Origin of the sequence: Kitasatospora saccharophila (genome assembly GCF_039529925.1) — a bacterium.
GTDB classification, from domain to species: domain Bacteria; phylum Actinomycetota; class Actinomycetes; order Streptomycetales; family Streptomycetaceae; genus Kitasatospora; species Kitasatospora saccharophila.
On sequence record NZ_BAAANS010000030.1, the window covers coordinates 36,253 to 52,515 of the forward strand.

Consider the following 16,263-nt stretch of genomic DNA (forward strand, 5'->3'; position numbering starts at 1 on the left):
GGTCCGGACGGGTCATGGTGCCCGTCCTGACCCGGCCGGGCGGACGCGCCTGCGCCGCCGGGCGCCGCCGACGGCCTACCGTCGGAGCGGTCCGGTCGTCCGGCCGGGCGACCGTCCGGGAACGGAGGACCCTTCCGATGGCACAGAAGATCACCACTTTCCTGTGGTTCGACGACCAGGCCGAACAGGCCGCCGAGTTCTACGCCTCGGTGTTCGAGTACGGCCGGGTGACCGACGTGCAGCGCTACTCGGAGGCCGGGCCGGGCGAGCCGGGAAGCGTGATGCTGGTGTCCTTCGAACTGTTCGGGCAGGAGTTCCTGGCCCTGAACGGCGGCCCGCAGTTCCCCTTCACCGAGGCCGTCTCGCTGCAGGTGGACTGCGCCGACCAGGCCGAGGTGGACCGCTACTGGGACCTGCTGACCGCGGACGGCGGCGCGCCGGGCCCCTGCGGCTGGCTGAAGGACCGCTACGGCCTGTCCTGGCAGATCGTGCCCCGCCGGATGACCGAACTGCTCGCCGACCCGGACCCGGAGCGCGCCCGCCGGGCCACCGCCGCGATGCTGCAGATGGGCAAACTGGACGTCGCCGCCCTGGAGGCCGCCGCCGACGGCGGGTGACACCGCGCCGACCCCCGACCGCCGCCGCCCCGGGCGGGACGACGGCGGTCGGGGGTGCGGCCCGGTCGGCGGGCTGGGCGGGCGGGCTGGGCGGGCGGGCTCAGCTGCCGGTGAGCAGGTCGCGGAGCAGGGCCACGGTGTCCGGGTCCAGGTCGCGGCCGGTGCGGCGGCTGAGGGCGTCCAGGCGGTTGACCGAGCGGACGAGCTGGTCGCGGGCGCCGGCCGAGGCGTAGGCGTAGAACAGGTCGCGGTGCAGGAGTTCGACCTCGGGGGCGACGGCGAGGGCGCGGAAGATCGCGGCCTCGGCGGTGCGGTGGTCGCCGTACTGGAGGCGGCGGGCGGCGAGTTCGTGCGCGGTGTCGACGATCGCGGCCAGCATGTCCTGGCGTTCGGCCTCCGCCCAGGCGAAGGTCCCGGTCGGGGCCTCGGCGAACGGGGCGCCGCGGACCAGGGCGAGCGCGTGGGCCAGCGCGGCGTCGGCGGTGCTGGAGGTGGAGCGCATGCCGCGCCGGTACAGGCTGCGGAACTCGTCCCAGTCGCAACTGACCGTCGGCGCCAGGGTGTAGCTGTCGGCGGGCACCGCGCCCAGGTAGTCGCGGCCCTCCGGCGAGGTGCCCAACCAGCCTGCCAGCGCGGCGAGTTTGACCGGCAGCGGGTCGGCCAGGCGCTCGGCGGTGGCCTTCGGGTCGAGGTGCGCGGCGCCCGGGTGGATGTCCCGGTCGAGCGTGCCGTGCTCGGCGCCGGGGCGCAGCGCCAGGTACGCGGCGAGTTCGGTGAGCCGGGGGCGGCCCGCCGGGTCGACGCTGCCCGCCGCGCCGAGCACGTCGACCGGCCCGAGCACCCGGATCCGCGGCGCGGAGCGCAGGTGGTGGGCCTCCGGCGAACGCAGGATCGCCAGCAGGTCGTCGCTGTCGGTGCGGGCCGGGCCGCTCCCGGGCCGGACGGAGGGCCGGGCCGGGGAGCGCGGGTCGGGGGCGGCCGCCTGGTCGTGGACCGGCAGCGGCTCGGAGACCGGCGCCGCGGGCAGCGGTTCGGCCACCGCGGGCCGCTCGGCCGACTGCTCGACCGGCGCGGGGGCGGCGAGCTCGAAGGAACGGGTGCCGCCGTCCGCCACCGGCTCCGCCCCGGGCGTGAAATCGGGCGCGGACTCGGGCGCGGCGGTCGGCGGTTCGTCCCGCACCGGCGTGGACGGCGGCTGTGCGGGCAGGGCGGGCGCGGCGGGCAGCGCGGCGGCGACCCGGGGGTCGACCGGCGTCCCGTGCGGCGGCGTGGTGACCTTGCGGGCCTGGCCGTTGGCGGCGTGCCGCGGCTGGACGGGCGGGGCGGGCGGCGCGGGCGGGGCCGGCGGGGCGGGCACCGCGGGTGCGACCGGCGGCAGGGCGGCGGGCTGGACGGGCACCACCGGGACGACCGCGTACGGGTTGGTGGGCGCGGTCGGGACCAGCCCGGCGAACGGGCTGCTGCCGGTGGGGACCACCCGGGCCAGCAGCCGGGGTCCGGCCGCGGCGCCGTCGTCCGCGCGTTCCACCGCCGTGCCGGTGGCGGCGGGCTTGTCCAGGCTGGTCCGCGGCGGGGCGTCGGCCGTGGCCTGGTCGGTGCCGGTCGGGCCGCCGAGCAGGGCGATCAGCCGGGCGTCGAGCGAGCCGTCCGGGCGGGTGCCCGTCCGGTCCTCGTCCTCGTCCGGGCCGAAGCCCGCGCCGAACGGGGCGGGGACGGCTCCTATCGCGGCGCCGACGGCGGCCAGCGCGGGGACGGGCAGCGGGAGTTCGGCCTCCTCGTCCTCGGGGCCGTGGTGCGGTCCGTCGAGGGTCCACTCGGGGGCCGGGTGCTGGGTGAGGTCGCCGGAGACCCGGACGAGCTCGCCGAGCCGGTCGTACTGCTCGCGGCTGAGGCGCTGGAGCTCGACGCTCAGGTGCAGGCCGGGCAGCGGGGCGTGGCCGGTGGCGGGGAGCGTCCAGCGGGCGACCGGTCCGGCGCCGCGCTCGGGGGCGCGGGTGAGGACGGCCAGGCAGGTGCGCGGGCGGCCGTCGAGCAGGCGGCCGAGTTCGGCGGGGACGCCGCCGGCGGGCGGCTGCGCGGACAGCACGATCTCCGGCAGCCACGCCTCGTCCGCGCTGCCCCGGCTGCGGGCCTCGCGGGGGCTGCCGACGTTCGCGCCGATCAGGGTGGCGCGGGCCTTGGCGGTGCGCGGGCCGAGGGCGGCGAGCGCGGCCTCCAGGGTGGGGTGGTGGTGCACCCGGTCGGCGGCGGGGCCGGCCGGGGGCAGGTCGGCGGCGATGCCGACCAGGTGCAGGTGCAGGCGGTCGGCGAGCGGGCTGTGGGCGAGTTCGACGGCCAGCGCGCGCAGCACGTCCTCGGCGTCCTCGGGGTGCCCGGACAGGTGCACCAGCCGGACGGTCTCCAGGTCGGCCAGCACGGTGGAGCCGTCGGGGGTGGCGCCGAGGGTGACCAGCGCCGGGTACGGGGCCGCGTACTTGGCGGCCTGCCCGCTGGACAGCAGGTCGGTGGAGTCGGCCGGGCACCACCACACGTTCGGGGCGTGCGCGGCCCGGAACGGGGCGATCGGCACGGCCGGCGCAGCCAGGTGCAGTTCGACGGTGCCCGCGGTGGTGACCCGGGCGGCGACCAGCGCGGGCAGCCGCTTCTCGCCGCGCACGGTGTTGCGGCCCAGGGTGCGCAGGGCCCGGTTGAGCAGCTCCAGGCCGTGCTCGTCCTGCCGGGCCTTCAGCTCTGCCTCGAAGCGGCCGGTTTCGGCCGAGGGCAGCGCGATCCGGTGCCGGGGGCGGCGGGCCCGCTGCTGGTCGGTGCGGCGGCGGGCCACCAGGGTGATCAGCGCGGCGGCCATCAGCACGCCGAGGCCGGAGGCGGCCAGCGCCACCGTGTAGTCGCCGCCGGTCCGCGCCACGGGGTGCTGGTCGCGGACGGCGGGCAGTTGGTCGGCGGACGGCTGCCCGGTCTCCTGCCCGGCGGACGGCTGCCCGGCGGACGGCTGCGCGGCGGGCGCCGAGGCGGCGGGGCTCTGCTCGGCCGCGGGCGGGGTGGCCTGCGGGGCGGGGGTGGCCTCCGGCGTGCTCGGCGCGGGGGTCTGCGCGTCCGGCGTGCTCGGCGCGGGCGGCTGGGCCTCGGGGGCTGGCGGGGCCGGCGGGGTCTGCGGGGTCTGGGCGGCGCCGGGCACGGTGAGCACCATGCCGGGGGTGAGCACGTCCGGGTCGGTGAGCCGCTCGCCGTCGGGGGCGGTGGCGCCCTGGTTGGCCTGGAACAGCTCGGGCCAGCGGTCGCCGTCGCCCAACTCCCGCTGGGCGATGGAGGACAGCGAGTCGCCGGAGTGCACGGTGACGCTGCCGTGGGCGGGCGCGGCGGGCGCGGCGGGGGCGGCGGGCAGGGCGGGCGCGGCGGTGCTGTCGGCGACCACCGGGGTGCCCGCGTCGGACTTGGCGTCGGCGGGCATCAGCAGCCGCCAACCGGGCTGGATCGGCCGGTCGGCGTCGAAGCGGGTGCCCGAATCGTCCATCGGGCGGCCCGCGTTGAGCTTGGCGATCTCCGTCCAGCGTTCGCCGGAGCCGAGTTGGCGTTCGGCGATGGACCACAGGCTGTCGGCGGGCCGGGCGTCGCGGACGGTGTAGACCGGCTGCTGGGGGTCGGCGGCGGGCGCGGCCGCGGGCGCCCCGGCGGGCAGTGCGGCGTACGTCGGCGCGGCGTCCAACTGGGCGACGACGGACGGGCGCTGGGCGAGTTCGGGGGTGGCGGCGAAGGCCGATCCGGCGACCGGGAGCAGCGCCAGCACGGAGCCGACCAGGCCGGCCGCGATCCGCTGGCTCCAGCCGAACGCGGGGATCCGGCGGGCGACCCGGCCGCGCAGCTGGGCCGGGACCTCGACCAGGACGGAGAACAGGAAGCACAGCCAGCCGATCCAGCCGATGCCGACCAGCAGCCACAGGAACAGGCTGCCGTCGTCGGGGCTGGTGAGCGCGGCGAGCAGGTCGCCGTGGACGGGGTCGCCCGTCGCGGCGACGGCCAGCGTGCCGTAGCCGAGCAGGGCGGGCAGGCCGGCCAGCAGCAGGAGCAGCGCCAGCAGCGAGCCGAGCGCGGCGAGCAGCGAACCGCCCGCGCCCCTCCGGCCGCGGCGCTCGCGCCGCCCGGCGGCCACCGGTGCGGGCTGCCGGCCGGGCGCGGCGGTGTTCCCCGGGCGCCGCTCCCGGCGTCCCCTGCGGTGCTGGTCGTCGGCTCCGCGCGCGGCCATCAGCCGGTCTTCCCTTCCGTGATGCCGTGCAGCAGGGTGGCCTTGCCGTGGCCCTGCACGGAGAGTGTGGTGATGCCGACCACGCCGAGCAGCGAGGTCCGGTAGGTGGTTCTGGCGGTGACGCTGATCTCGCTCAGGTCGGGGTACTTGGGGAAATCCACGTCACCGGTGACGTGCTGGGAGGCCAGGTACGCCTGGGCGGCGGCCTCGGCCCGTGCCGCGTCGACCTGGTAGCCGCCGCCGGCCCGCAGCCGGTCGATGTCGAGTTGCTGGCCGGCCGCCCGGGCGGCTTCCTGGGCCACCGCGTCGGCCCGTTCCATCGCCCGCAGTTGGCCGCCGAAGTCGAGCACCAGGCCGACCACGGCGACGAGACTGGCGACGGTGATGGCGACCATGACCGAAATGCTGCCCCGGTCGCGGCAGTTCACGCCTCGTGCGTTCACGTTCCCTCCCCCCACGGTGAGTTGACAGTCCCTCAGTCGGTTTCCCGGTAGCGGTCCAGCACGGAGCTGAACGTGCCGGTGAGCGTCTTGCTGCCCGGCAGCCTGTCCAGCCCGGTCAGGTCGGCCAGCGGCACCTCGCAGGACACCTGGACGACGACGGTGGTCAGGGTCTCGCCGCCGACCGTCAGCGGGCGGTACTCCAGGTCCTGGAGCGAGAGGGTCTCGCACCGCACCTGCCGGACCGCCAGCGCCTGGGCGACCGCGTCCCGGGCGGCCTGCTGGGCGCCCTCCCGGCTGTGGGACAGCGAGGCGGCCCTGGCCCCGGCGCGGGCCGCGGCGTCGACCACCGCGCCGGTGGTCTGCAGGCGTCCGGCGGCGACCGCCATCAGCGCGAAGGTCAGTATCACCGGGACCAGGAGCGCGGCCTCGACGGCGAACGAGCCCCGGTCCCGGAGCCCGCGCCGCCGCCGACGCACGGGCGGTCGCCGCAGCGCTCCCCCGCCGTCCACCGCTCCGTCCACCGCCGCCCCGTCCACGACTCCGTCCACCGCTCCCCCGCCGCTCACGGCGCCACCGGCGGGACGAACTTCTCCCGGGGCGCGGTGGCCGTCTTGGTGACCGCCAGGTCGGCGAACGGCACCAGGGAGAGCGTCTTGACGGTGACGGACAGCTGGTACATGTCGGGGTCGCCGCCGGTCTGCTCGGGCGGCCGCGCCAGTTCGACCACGTTGCCGAGCCGGTCGACGAACTCGGTGGCCCGCTGCTCGCCCGCACCGGCCGGCGCGCCGTTGATCCGTCCGGCTTCCACGCCCTCCCGGGCGGCGGCCAGCGCGGCCTGTTCGGCGTACCACCACAGGCCGGCCTGCACCACCAGGAGGATCACGAACAGCACGGCCGGGAAGACGATGGCGAGGCTGATCGACATCGCCCCCCGGTCGGACCCGCGGGCGCGCGGGAGCCACCCGGCCGGTGCGGGCCGGGTGGCGGGCCGGTGCGGGCGGCGGATCACGGCGCGGTGCCGCCGGCGGGGACGTCCTTCTGGATGTTGCCCTGGACCTTCTGGCCCAGCTGGGTGATCGCGTAGACGACCGTCCCGGCGATGGCGACCAGCACGATCACCGCGAGGGCGAGTTCGATGCTGATCGCGCCGCGGTCGCCGGACTCGCGGGCGGCGCGCAGCTTGACGAGGCGGTACTCGACGGCGGGTCGGACGAGATGGAGCGGGAGCAGCGGCCGCAGGGCGGCCGCCACGGTGCGGATTCGGGCCATGGTGTGGTCTCCAGGACTTCGAGGGGAGGGACTCTGTGCGGGGTGCCGCGCTGGGCGGGTGGCGCTGTTCGTTCGCTGCTCGGTCGGGAGGTCGGGGGGGTCGGGAGGTCGGGAGGTCGGAGGGGGGGTGGGACGGGGGCCGGGGCGGTCGGATCGCGGGGCGGTCAGGTGGTGTTGAGCATCTGGTAGACCGCGGGGAAGGCGATCAGGACGGTCATCAGCAGGGTCAGGGCGGAGCCGGGGGCGACCATCCGTTCGCTGTCGGTGTTGGCCTTGGCGAGCTCCTCGGAGAGCAGTTCGCCGCGCAGGCTCTTGGCGCGGGCCCGCAGGGTGTCGTAGACGGCGGCGCCGTCCACGCCGGAGATCCGCATGATGTCGGCCACGTCCTGGAGCGGGGTGAGGCCCAACTCCCGGGCGAGCGCGTCGAGTCCGTCCCAGGGCGGGAGCCGGTCGGTGGCGGCCCGCTCCAGCGCGTCGCGGATCCGCCGGAACACGGTGCCGCGCCCGACCGAGGCGGCCCGGCGCAGCGCCTCGGCGGGCCCGCAGTCGGCGGCCCGCTCCAGCGCGACGAGTTCCAGGTACGCGGCGATGCCGTGCAGGTACTCGGTGCGGGCCTCCTTGGCCTCGCCGGCCACGATGCCGTCGGGGACGAACCAGAGCGCTCCGGCCAGCAACGGCCCGAGCAGCAGCGGAACGGCCGGCGACAGGCCGTCGCCGACCACGGCGGCCATCACCGTCAGGTAGCCGGGCAGTGCGAACCCGAGGACGGCGAACAGCAGTTTGTGCGCCATGAAGCGGGCCGGGCTGCGGCCGATCAGCGCGAGCGCCTGGTGCGGGATGCGCACCCCGGGGAGCCGCGCCGATCCCTCGCCGACCCGGTCGTACCAGGGCAGCGCGACGTCGGCGTCCTCGGCCCGACGGGGTTCGGGGACGCGGTGCAGCCGGTCCAGGGCCTGGCCCAGGTCCGGTGGCGCGGGCCGGAGTTCGGCCAGCAGCAGGGCCACGCCGCCGGCCGCGGCGCCGCCGGCGAGGACCGCCCAGGGGGAGATCACCTGGCCTCCTTCACGAGTGGGTCGTCCCCGGCCGCGGCGCCCCCGGCCGCAGCGCCGTCGGCACCGGCACCGGCGGCTCCGTCGGCGCCGGAGCCGGGCAGTCGGCCGGCCTTGGAGCGGCGGTCGACCTCCAGGACGCGGGGCAGCGGGGTGTGCCGGGCCAGCGAGCGCATCCAGCCGATCACCGCCACGAACGCCACCGCCACGACGGCCAGCACCAGTTGGCCGAGCACCGTCGAATAGGGCTCGGTGTAGCGGGGGTTGAGGCCGCCGATGACGATGACCAGCAGGATGATGCCGACCATCCAGCGGATCGTGGTGCGGTGCTTGGAGCGGTCCGCCTCGATGGCGCGCCGCTGCCGGACCTCCTCGCGCACCGACTCCGCCATGTCGGCCAGCGCCCGGGCCAGGCCGGGTCCGCTGTCCCCGGCCCGCAGCACGAGGGCGGCGAGCACCTTGTCGGCGGTGGCGTCGGCGACCTGGTCGCCGAAGGCGCGCAGCGCGTCCTCGGGGCGCCAGCGGGACTGCAGCCGGGCCGCCAGGTCGGAGATCTCGGTCTCCAGGGCGACCGGGGCGGTGCGCCGGCTGGTCATGATCGCCTGGTTCAGGCCGACGCCGAGCAGCAGCACGTCGGCGAGGCGCTGGGTCCACTCGGCGAGCGCCTCCAGCCGTTCGATCCGCCGGGTGTCGGAGCGGGTCGCGTCGAACAGCCAGGGCAGGCCGAACACGGCGGCCGGGACGAGCAGCGCGACCAGCGGGATGCCGGTGAACAGCCAGCCGCCGGGCGCGCCGATCAGGGCCAGCGCCAGCTGGGTGCGGCGCAGCCGGGCCATCCCGGGCGAGGCGGTGCCGGGCGCCCCGTACCAGAGGGTGTGCAGCCGGCCCTCCAGCGGGTTGTCCCGCTCCTCCTCGTCCAGGGGTCGCCCGCGCAGTCCGGCGGCCAGCGCGACCAGCCCGCCGGCCAGCGCCAGCCCGCACAGCACGTACAGCAGCAGCATCAGCGCATCCCCCCGATCCGCAGCGCCAGCGGCGCGCCCCACGTCCCGTACGGGGAGCCGAGCAGGCCCGCGTCGAATCCGGCCCGGCGCAGGTCGTCCAGGCAGTGCGGCGGGGTGACGGGCACCGCCCGGACCTCGCCGAGTTCCGGGCGCGGCCCGAAGACGGTGTTCAGCGCGGGGCGGCCGGACTCGCCGAGGCCGGCCACCTCCAGCACGTGCGAGACGAAGCGGTGCCGGCGGCCGCCGACCGCGGTCTCGTCGACCATGGTGACGTGCACGATGAAGTCGACGGCGTTGGCGGTGAGCCGGTAGGCGAGGGTGTCGGTCATGTGGGCGCCGTACTCCAGGCAGAGTTCGGCGATCCGGTCGACCACCATGTGCGGGCCGCGGGCGTGCAGGGTGCACATCGAGCCGCCCTCGCCGTTGGTCATCACCCGCAGCATCGGCACCACCTCGGCGGAGCGGACCTCACCGACGATGATCCGGGACAGCGTCATCCGGAGCGCCGCCGGGATCAGCTCGCCGATCGTCAACTCGCCAGCCAGGCGCCCGTCCACGCGTTCGCCGTTGCCCTCGCGGGCCTCCATCGGGACGACCTGCCGCAGGTGGCCCAGGGTGTGCAGCCACAGCTCGAACTCCGACTCCAGGGTGCCGACCCGTTCGTCCGGCGGGATCTCGGCGGCCATCGCGCGCAGCAGGCTGGTCTTGCCGACGCCCTGCGTCCCGGTGATCATCACGTTCTTCCGGGCCCGGATCGCGGCCGCCAGGAACGCCGCCAACGTGCCGTCCACCGTACCGAGTTGAACCAGGTCGCTGAGCGTGGCGCTGGCCACCCGGTGCCGGCGGATCGCCACGTACGGGCGGGGCGTGACCTCGGTCATCGCCTGCAGGCGCATCCCGCCCTCCAGCCGCAGCGCCAGCATCGGGCTGGCGGTGGACAGGCTGCGCTCGCCGCCGCCGTGCTGGCGCGCCAGGTCCTGGAGCAGCTCGACCAGTTCCTCGTCGGTGTCGGCCACCGGCGGCACCTGCCGCAGCGGTTGGTGCACCCGCGAGATCCACACGTCGTCGCACCCGTTGATCAGGATGTTCTCGATCTCCGGGTCGTCCAGGTACGGCTGCAGCCGCCCGGCCCGGAACAGCAGGTCGTACACAGCCTCGGCGAGCACCCGGTCCTGCTCCCGGGTCGGCGGGATCCCGTGGGTCTGCGCGTACGCGTCCGACCAGCGGGCCACCGCCTCCTCGATCAGCGCCCGCCCGCGCTGCCGCCGGGTCGCCCGGTCCGCCTCGCCGCCGGACGCCTGCGCCAGCCGCGACAGCTGCTGGTGCAGCTCCGCCGCGACCTGCCGCTTCAACTCCCGCGCCACCTGCGGATCCACCGCCGGACGCGCGCCGACCGCCGACAGCGCGGGCACCCCCGACGCCACCGGCCCGGTCCGCGCCTGCGGCTCCGCCGCCGTCGGCTTCCCCCAGGGCAGCCCGGCCGCGTCGGCCGAACCCCCCTGCACCACCTGTCCGTTCACCGGCGGCTGCGGAGGCAGCGGCCCCTGGTACGGGCTAGCGCGCACGCCACACCTCCTCACCCTCCGAACCGTCCTGCCCCTGCTGTCCCTGCTGCCCCTGCTGTCCCTGCTGTCCCGGGAACGGCGCGGGCACCGGCGGCTGCGGCACCGCGGGCGGCGCTATGTGCGGCGCGGCGTACGAGATCTGCGGCGCCTCCATCCGGACCGGCCACTCCCCCGTGAACTGCCCGCCCGCACCCGGCCCCTGCGGCGCCTGCTGCTGGTACGACTGCTGGTACGGGTACGGCTGTTGGTACTGCTGTTGGTACTGCTGCTGGTAGGGCGGTTGCTGCGGGTGGGACTGCGGCTGCGGCTGTTCCTGGAACTGCGGCTGGTGCGCGGGCCCGGCCACCGGTCCCGCCACGAACGGCGCCGCCTGCACCTGCTGCTGCGGCGGCACCGGCACCTGGCGCGACGGCTGCGGCTGCGGCTGTTCCTGGAACTGCGGCTGCACCGGCTGCGGTTGGGGCAGCGCCTGCTGGGGCGGGGCCTGCGCGACGGCCGGCGCGGGCTGCACGGCCGGCGCCGGCTGCACGGGTTCCGGGCCGCCGAGGCGTCGGCGGCGGGCGGCGGTGACGTCCTGGATCCGGTCGGCGGCGCTGCGCGCGGTGCGCATCAACTCGGAGCGGATGAACCGCCGGTCGGCGGTGTCGCCCCCGTCGGAGAGCACCCGGGCGGTGCGCGGCGCGTGGGTGAGCGCCCCGAGCACGGGCAGCTGGAACTGCCGGGAGACCTCGCTCTCGGGGTAGGGGCCCTCGGTGACCAGCAGCAGGCCGAGCCCGTCCGAGCCGGTGCCGTGGGTGTCGAGGTCCTCGCGCAGCGCGGCGATCCGGGGCCGGGCGGCGGAGAGCCCGCGCAGGGTGGTGCGGACGGTCACGGCCACCACGTCGGCCCGCCGGGGCAGCACCGCCATCGCCCCGTTCGCGCCGGAGCGCCCCAGGTCGAGCAGCACGTCGTAGCCCTGCGGTTCGAGCGCCCGCAGGGCCTCGACCAGGGGTTCCCAGGTGTAGGCGAGGCCGGGGGCCTGGGTGGGGTCGGTGAGGCCGGGCAGCAGCAGGCGGTCGCCGGTGCCCTGCGGGGAGACGTCGAGCAGCTGCTCCCAGAGCGTCTCGGCGAGCAGCCCGCGCCGGTCCGCGACGGCCAGGTTGCGCAGCCCGTACACGGCCTCGACCCGGCCCTCCAGCGCCCCGGCCAGCACCGCGCCGCCGTCCGGGTCGCACTCGACCAGCAGCACCCGGCGGCCCGGACCCAGCGGCCAGGACAACAGCAGCGCGAGCGCACTGCTGGTGGCCCCCGGCGCGCCCGTCCCGCCGAGCACGGCCACCACGGCCATCAGGACCCTCCGGCGGTTCGGGGCGCCAGGATCACCTGGAACTTGCCGCCCGCCACCCAGAGCGCGAGCCGCGGCCCGTCCGACGGGCCGACGGCGACGTCTATCACGGTGCTGCCGTCGGTGTCGGGCTTGCCCACCGCGGCGACCACCGCGGTCATCGTCTCGGGGGTGCGGGTGGTGGCGGCGTCGCCGCTGCCGCCGGGCGCGTTGACGATCAGGATCTGCAGGCCGGGCTGCAGCCTGGTCGCGGGCAGCTGGGAGCGCTTCGCGGAGACGCCGACGATCTGCTGCCCCGGCTGGGTCGCCGGGTCGCTGGTCAGGTCGGACTTGACCAGCAGCGCCCCGCGCTTGAGGTCGGTGGTGGCCCGCAGCCCCACGGTGCGCTGGAGGTCCTGGGCGTCCAGCGGGTGCAGCGCCGGATCCCCCGCGATGTGCGCCACCACCAGGTCCTCCGAGCCGATCACCTGCCCCATCGGCACGTCCCGGGCCAGCGCCAGCACCGCGATCCGCTGCCCGCTGCTGTTGTACAGCACCGCCCCGCCCAGCCCGCCGGCCGCGATCAGCGCAGCCGCCATCGCCAGCACGGCGGGACGCCGCCGCCGTGCGCCGAGTCGGCGCGGCGGGGTCGGCATGCTTCGGTTCTCCACCGCTCTGCGGCCTCTCACTCGTGATGGGACGTCAACTCTGCCGCCACCCGCCCACCGGCGGGCCCGGCCCGGTCAGTTCAGCACTTGGACCTCGTTGACCGGTACGCTCAGCACCGCCTCGGTGTAGGTGGGCCACCAGTCGAAGGCGGTCATGTCGATGGCGGTCCCGTCGGTGCTCTGCGCGCTCACGTGCCACTTCAGCGTCACGCTGAGGGTGAACGCCTTGTCCTTCATCCGCGCCGAGCTCTCGGTGAAGACGTGGCTGCAGGTCGGCTTCCCCTGCGTGCTGAACGGGTTCCCGGCGTCCTGGCAGGTGAAGTGCTGGACCTGCTCGCCCCCGGCCGGACCGTCGTCGACGTTCCAGACCACCTCCGCGAGGGTGACCGTGGTGGTCACCTTGAACCCCACGCCCTCCAGTGTCTCGCTCAACGGGCCCACCGTGTCCGGGCTCTGGTCGAACCACAGCCACACCGGCGAACCGACCACCGCGTCCTTGGCGGGGGCGCCGTGCAGGACCGGCTCGGCGACGGTGATCTTCTTCAGCGCGTCGTAGGCCACCTGGGCGGGTGTCTTGGGCGGCGGCTCACCGGGGGCCTGCGCGAGGAAGACCTGACCCGCAGCCTGGAAGTTGACCATGTCACCGGTCAGGTCGCACGCCTTCTGGTAGATCGCGCCGTCCTTGCTGGTGTGCCCGTCCCAGATCTCGTCCCCATCCACCGGTTGCGGGTCGACTGCCGAGTAGTAGCAGCCCTCCGAGAACCAACCCAGGTCGTCGCGCCAGCAGGCCACCTCCTTGCCCTTCCAGGTGCAGGTGGCGGTCTTTCCGTCACCGCTCCCCCCGGACGTCCCCCCGCCCGCGGTGGGGGTGCTGCCCGGCTCGTGGTGCTCGACGCAGATGGTCCGGTCTGCGCACGGTGCGGCGGGGTCGTCGTCGGCACTCGCCGCCGGAACCGCCGCGGCGGCCAATCCGAGCCCGATCAGTACACAAACAGCGGTGCGCCAGGCGGAGTTCAGCATGTCTTGCCCTCCTCGCGGGTGAACTCGGCGACCAGCCAACGGTTTCCGTATTTCTTGACCACGACGGTCGCCGGATAACGCGACAGCCGCGGTTGGGGATCCCTGATCTTCTTGGTGCCGGCGTCCGCCTGGTGCCAGCCGGACACGTCGAGACAGTCGTCGATCGTGGCGGTGGGCGGATTCGCCCGCTGATCAAGGCTTTTGAGGACGGGCGAGGTGACCGGTCGGCCGATCATGACGAGTTTGCTGTCGTGCAGCTGGGTGAGCGAGATCACGGTTTCGGTGAAAGCCGCCCCGGTCGCGTACTGGCGGAGCGGAGTTCCGTCCGAATTCGATCGCCCGAGCACGTCGACCTGGACGTCCCACCAGGACTGATAGGCCGTCACTGCCTCATTGCCCTCAAGCGCTTGGGCGCCTTCCTTCGGCGCCGGGCTGCCGGGCGGGGAGGTGTTCGCGGTGGCGGTGGAGGCCGCCGACGGAAGGCTTCCGGAGGGTGTTCCGAGCCGGTCCGCGGATCCCGCGCCGGAGGACGAACAGGCTGTCAGCAGGAATGGCAGAAGCAGCCCGCTGATCCCAACCGCCCCAGGGCGCACCAGAATTGAGCGCTGCCGCATAGCCCCACCTTGTTGCGGCCGGACCTGTGGTGGATCCGGACCGCGGATGTCGTCTGCCGTCCCCGGTGTCGTTCTTGGGTCGCTCGGAGGTCGATTCTTCGCCACCCCGCCCCGGCACGGCAACACCCGGGGCCTCCTGACCTTACGCGGAAGGCGGATCCGTTGGGGCACTTTCTCGCCACAGAACCGCCAAAAGTTCATCGGAAAACGGCAATCCGGCGAGCGCACCCCTCACAGCAGCCCGATTGCGCATCAGGAGTCTCCCCCCGTCCCGTGGCACCAGGAGTCTGGCTTCTCCCGCATTGGCCGGTTCTCCCCAGCCCAACTGCCCTTCCACGGCGGGCTGGAGGTCGAGCGGTCCGACGGCGGCGGGCGCGCCGGGCACGCCGTGTTCGAGGACCCGGCCGAGTGCCCAGCTGAACGAGCCCTCCGCGCCGGGCAGTACGCCGTCGCGGCCGCGCCGCCCCGCGCTCCAGCGGCCGATCCGGCCCCAGAGCGGGACGCGCGAGTGGCCGAGCAGTTCGCCCGCGCCGTCCTCGCGCTGGAGGGCGGCCCAGGTGTCGCGGTCGGCGACGGCGTCGACGATCAGCAGGGTCTCCTCCTGGGCGCCGTGCACCATCGCACTGGTGATCCAGTCCCAGGCGAGGCCGCGCCGGTAGGCGTTGTCGGGAGTGGAGCCGGCGGTGACCAGGGCGACCCGGCGGCCGCGCGGGTCGGCGACGAGTTGGCCGACCAGGCCGACCACCAGCCAGCGGGCGGGGCGCTGGGCGGCCTGCCGGACGGCGGTGAGCAGGGTGTTGGCGTCGGCGTCGGCCGGGGGGTGGGTGACGGTGCTGCCGCGGGTGCCGGCGTCGAAGGTGCGGCCGGGGAGGGCGTCGGCGAGGGTGCGGGCGCCGTCGGCGGCGCGGGCCGAGCCGCCGTGGCCGCGTTCGGGTCCGCCGTCCGCGCCGATCATCACCAGTTCGATGCCACCGCTCACCCGTACCGCCCCCTCCGCCTGTGCCGCCGCCGGCCCGCCTGGCCGCCCCGTCCGGGTCGGCCGGGACGGGGCGGGGCACCGCCCGAGGCCAAGGTATCGCCGCGGGGTGCCGGTGCGGGGCGGAATCGGCCCGATGAGCCCCAGCTCAGGGACCATGGGCCCTGTTCGGGGCGGTACCGGCGGGGGCACCATCGTCGGTATGGACCGTGACGACCGGGTGGAGACCCTCAGCGAGGCCGAGTGCCTGCGGCTGCTCGGCACCGTGCCGCTGGGGCGGGTGGTGTACACCGAGCACGCGCTTCCGGCGGTGCTCCCGGTGGCTTTCCGGGTGGCGGCGGACGGCCGGCTGATCCTGGCCCTGCGCACCGGCACCCGGGTGGCCCGGGCGCTGGACGGCACGGTGGCCGCGTTCCAGGTGGACGACTTCGACCGGGCGGGCCGCTGCGGCTGGAGCGTGCTGGTGCACGGCCGCGCCGAGGTGGTGCGCGACACGGGCGAGCGCGCCCTGCTGCACTCCGGCGGCCTGCGCCCGTGGATCCCGGACCCGGGGCCGGAGTACGTGGCGATCAGCCCGGAGCTGGTCTCCGGCCGCCGGATCCTCCCGGTCCTCCCCGAGGCCGCCCCGGACGCCCGACCCGGCGTCTCCCCCGCTCCCGTCCCCGCTCACGCTCCCGCCCTGCCGGGCCTGCGCCACGGCTGAGCCCGGCCCCGTCGCCTCCGGGCCCCGCTGACATGTGACCGGCGAGTAGGCATACTCTGCGGGTCGGCCCCGCCCCGGGCCGTCCCTGCCCCGACGCACCTGTGGAGCGCACCGTGACGACCTTCGCCTCGCTCGCCGACCTGACCGCCGCGGTCGGCACCGAACTCGGCACCAGCGAGTGGCACACCGTCGACCAGGCCCGGGTGAACCTGTTCGCCGAGGCGACCGGCGACCACCAGTGGATCCACGTCGACCCGGAGCGCGCCAAGGAGACGCCGTTCGGCGGGACGATCGTGCACGGCTACCTGACGCTCTCGCTGCTGCCGGTGCTCGCGAAGGAGTGCTACGGGGTGGAGGGCGTCGGGATGGCCCTGAACTACGGCTCGGACAAGGTGCGCTTCCCGGCCCCGCTACCGGTGGGCGCGGCGGTGCGGGCGACGGCGGTGCTGGTCTCGGCGGACGAAGTGTCGGGCGGCGTGCAGGCCGTGGTGCGGTTCACCATCGCCAGCGAGGCGAGCGCCAAGCCGCACTGCGTCGCGGAGACCATCACCCGCTTCTACCCGGCCGCCTGACCCGCCCCCTCCCGACCGCCCGGCCCGCCCTCCCGGCCCCAGGCCCACTCCACCGACGACGGCCCACTCCACCGACGACGGCCCGCTCCACCGACGACGGACCGCCCCGCACCCCGGGGCGGTCCGTTTCCGTTGCTCCGTGCGGACCATCGGGGCCACCCGTTCCGGCGCGCCACCGTCGCCTTGCCACTTTTCGTCCGCTTTGTGCGGGTAATGTCCCGGT

At 75.7% G+C, this 16,263-nt stretch carries 16 protein-coding genes; 3 read left to right on the forward strand and 13 right to left on the reverse strand.

Features of this window, described 5'->3' with window-relative positions; genetic code table 11:
• Positions 1-137 precede the first annotated feature (137 nt).
• Positions 138-617 carry a VOC family protein gene (locus ABD345_RS22060; RefSeq protein WP_344554230.1) on the forward strand — a complete coding sequence of 160 codons (480 nt, stop codon included), beginning with the start codon at positions 138-140 and terminating at the stop codon, positions 615-617.
• Between the two features lie 100 nt (positions 618-717).
• Here the strand turns inward: ABD345_RS22060 and ABD345_RS22065 are convergent, their stop codons facing one another.
• The 13 genes from ABD345_RS22065 to ABD345_RS22125 form a co-directional block, all read right to left on the reverse strand.
• Complete coding sequence (locus ABD345_RS22065; protein WP_344554232.1) at positions 718-4,857, reverse strand: LysM peptidoglycan-binding domain-containing protein; 4,140 nt, start codon at positions 4,855-4,857, stop codon at positions 718-720.
• Entirely contained in the window at positions 4,857-5,315 is a 459-nt protein-coding gene (locus tag ABD345_RS22070; protein WP_344554234.1) for a pilus assembly protein TadG-related protein, read from the reverse strand. The genes ABD345_RS22065 and ABD345_RS22070 overlap by 1 nt, the downstream gene beginning before the upstream one ends.
• A 17-nt stretch (positions 5,316-5,332) precedes the next feature.
• A complete protein-coding gene (locus tag ABD345_RS22075; RefSeq protein ID WP_344554235.1) occupies positions 5,333-5,848 on the reverse strand; it encodes a TadE/TadG family type IV pilus assembly protein in 516 nt (171 codons plus the stop codon).
• 14 nt (positions 5,849-5,862) lie between these two features.
• A complete protein-coding gene (locus ABD345_RS22080) occupies positions 5,863-6,225 on the reverse strand; it encodes a TadE/TadG family type IV pilus assembly protein (protein WP_344554236.1) in 363 nt (120 codons plus the stop codon).
• 80 nt (positions 6,226-6,305) lie between these two features.
• Positions 6,306-6,569 (reverse strand): hypothetical protein, encoded by a 264-nt coding sequence (locus ABD345_RS22085; protein WP_176191250.1) that lies wholly within the window; start codon positions 6,567-6,569, stop codon positions 6,306-6,308.
• A 164-nt stretch (positions 6,570-6,733) separates the two neighbouring features.
• Positions 6,734-7,621 (reverse strand): hypothetical protein, encoded by an 888-nt coding sequence (locus ABD345_RS22090; protein ID WP_344554238.1) that lies wholly within the window; start codon positions 7,619-7,621, stop codon positions 6,734-6,736.
• Positions 7,618-8,619: a type II secretion system F family protein gene (locus ABD345_RS22095; protein WP_344554239.1), complete on the reverse strand. Its 1,002-nt coding sequence runs from the start codon at positions 8,617-8,619 to the stop codon at positions 7,618-7,620. The genes ABD345_RS22090 and ABD345_RS22095 overlap by 4 nt, the downstream gene beginning before the upstream one ends.
• Positions 8,619-10,184, reverse strand: coding sequence for a TadA family conjugal transfer-associated ATPase (locus tag ABD345_RS22100; RefSeq protein WP_344554240.1), 1,566 nt, complete (start codon positions 10,182-10,184; stop codon positions 8,619-8,621). The genes ABD345_RS22095 and ABD345_RS22100 overlap by 1 nt, the downstream gene beginning before the upstream one ends.
• Complete coding sequence (locus ABD345_RS22105) at positions 10,174-11,511, reverse strand: CpaE-like family protein (protein ID WP_344554242.1); 1,338 nt, start codon at positions 11,509-11,511, stop codon at positions 10,174-10,176. The genes ABD345_RS22100 and ABD345_RS22105 overlap by 11 nt, the downstream gene beginning before the upstream one ends.
• Positions 11,511-12,143: an SAF domain-containing protein gene (locus tag ABD345_RS22110; protein ID WP_344554243.1), complete on the reverse strand. Its 633-nt coding sequence runs from the start codon at positions 12,141-12,143 to the stop codon at positions 11,511-11,513. The genes ABD345_RS22105 and ABD345_RS22110 overlap by 1 nt, the downstream gene beginning before the upstream one ends.
• 87 nt (positions 12,144-12,230) lie before the next feature.
• Complete coding sequence (locus ABD345_RS22115) at positions 12,231-13,175, reverse strand: hypothetical protein (protein WP_344554244.1); 945 nt, start codon at positions 13,173-13,175, stop codon at positions 12,231-12,233.
• Positions 13,169-13,789, reverse strand: a complete 621-nt coding sequence (locus ABD345_RS22120) for a hypothetical protein (RefSeq protein ID WP_344554245.1) — start codon at positions 13,787-13,789, stop codon at positions 13,169-13,171. Before ABD345_RS22120 ends, ABD345_RS22115 begins: the two co-directional genes overlap by 7 nt.
• Positions 13,790-13,931: 142 nt before the next feature.
• A complete protein-coding gene (locus ABD345_RS22125; protein ID WP_344554247.1) occupies positions 13,932-14,768 on the reverse strand; it encodes a hypothetical protein in 837 nt (278 codons plus the stop codon).
• Between the two features lie 199 nt (positions 14,769-14,967).
• On the opposite strand from ABD345_RS22125, the gene ABD345_RS22130 reads away from it, so the two are divergent.
• Both ABD345_RS22130 and ABD345_RS22135 read left to right on the forward strand, forming a co-directional pair.
• The gene (locus ABD345_RS22130; protein ID WP_344554249.1) at positions 14,968-15,468 is read left to right on the forward strand and encodes a pyridoxamine 5'-phosphate oxidase family protein; all 501 of its coding nucleotides are present in this window, start codon (positions 14,968-14,970) and stop codon (positions 15,466-15,468) included.
• A gap of 113 nt (positions 15,469-15,581) precedes the next feature.
• Positions 15,582-16,040, forward strand: a complete 459-nt coding sequence (locus tag ABD345_RS22135) for a MaoC family dehydratase (protein WP_344554250.1) — start codon at positions 15,582-15,584, stop codon at positions 16,038-16,040.
• Positions 16,041-16,263 lie beyond the last annotated feature (223 nt).

Bases quoted from the DNA above. Each gene is read 5' to 3' on its own strand.
- ABD345_RS22060 (WP_344554230.1), top strand. From the start codon at position 138: ATGGCACAGAAGATCACCACTTTCCTGTGGTTCGACGACCAGGCCGAA.
- ABD345_RS22065 (WP_344554232.1), bottom strand. From the start codon at position 4,857: ATGGCCGCGCGCGGAGCCGACGACCAGCACCGCAGGGGACGCCGGGAG.
- ABD345_RS22080 (WP_344554236.1), bottom strand. From the start codon at position 6,225: ATGTCGATCAGCCTCGCCATCGTCTTCCCGGCCGTGCTGTTCGTGATC.
- ABD345_RS22085 (WP_176191250.1), bottom strand. From the start codon at position 6,569: ATGGCCCGAATCCGCACCGTGGCGGCCGCCCTGCGGCCGCTGCTCCCG.
- ABD345_RS22095 (WP_344554239.1), bottom strand. From the start codon at position 8,619: ATGCTGCTGCTGTACGTGCTGTGCGGGCTGGCGCTGGCCGGCGGGCTG.
- ABD345_RS22105 (WP_344554242.1), bottom strand. From the start codon at position 11,511: ATGGCCGTGGTGGCCGTGCTCGGCGGGACGGGCGCGCCGGGGGCCACC.
- ABD345_RS22110 (WP_344554243.1), bottom strand. From the start codon at position 12,143: ATGCCGACCCCGCCGCGCCGACTCGGCGCACGGCGGCGGCGTCCCGCC.
- ABD345_RS22115 (WP_344554244.1), bottom strand. From the start codon at position 13,175: ATGCTGAACTCCGCCTGGCGCACCGCTGTTTGTGTACTGATCGGGCTC.
- ABD345_RS22120 (WP_344554245.1), bottom strand. From the start codon at position 13,789: ATGCGGCAGCGCTCAATTCTGGTGCGCCCTGGGGCGGTTGGGATCAGC.
- ABD345_RS22130 (WP_344554249.1), top strand. From the start codon at position 14,968: ATGGACCGTGACGACCGGGTGGAGACCCTCAGCGAGGCCGAGTGCCTG.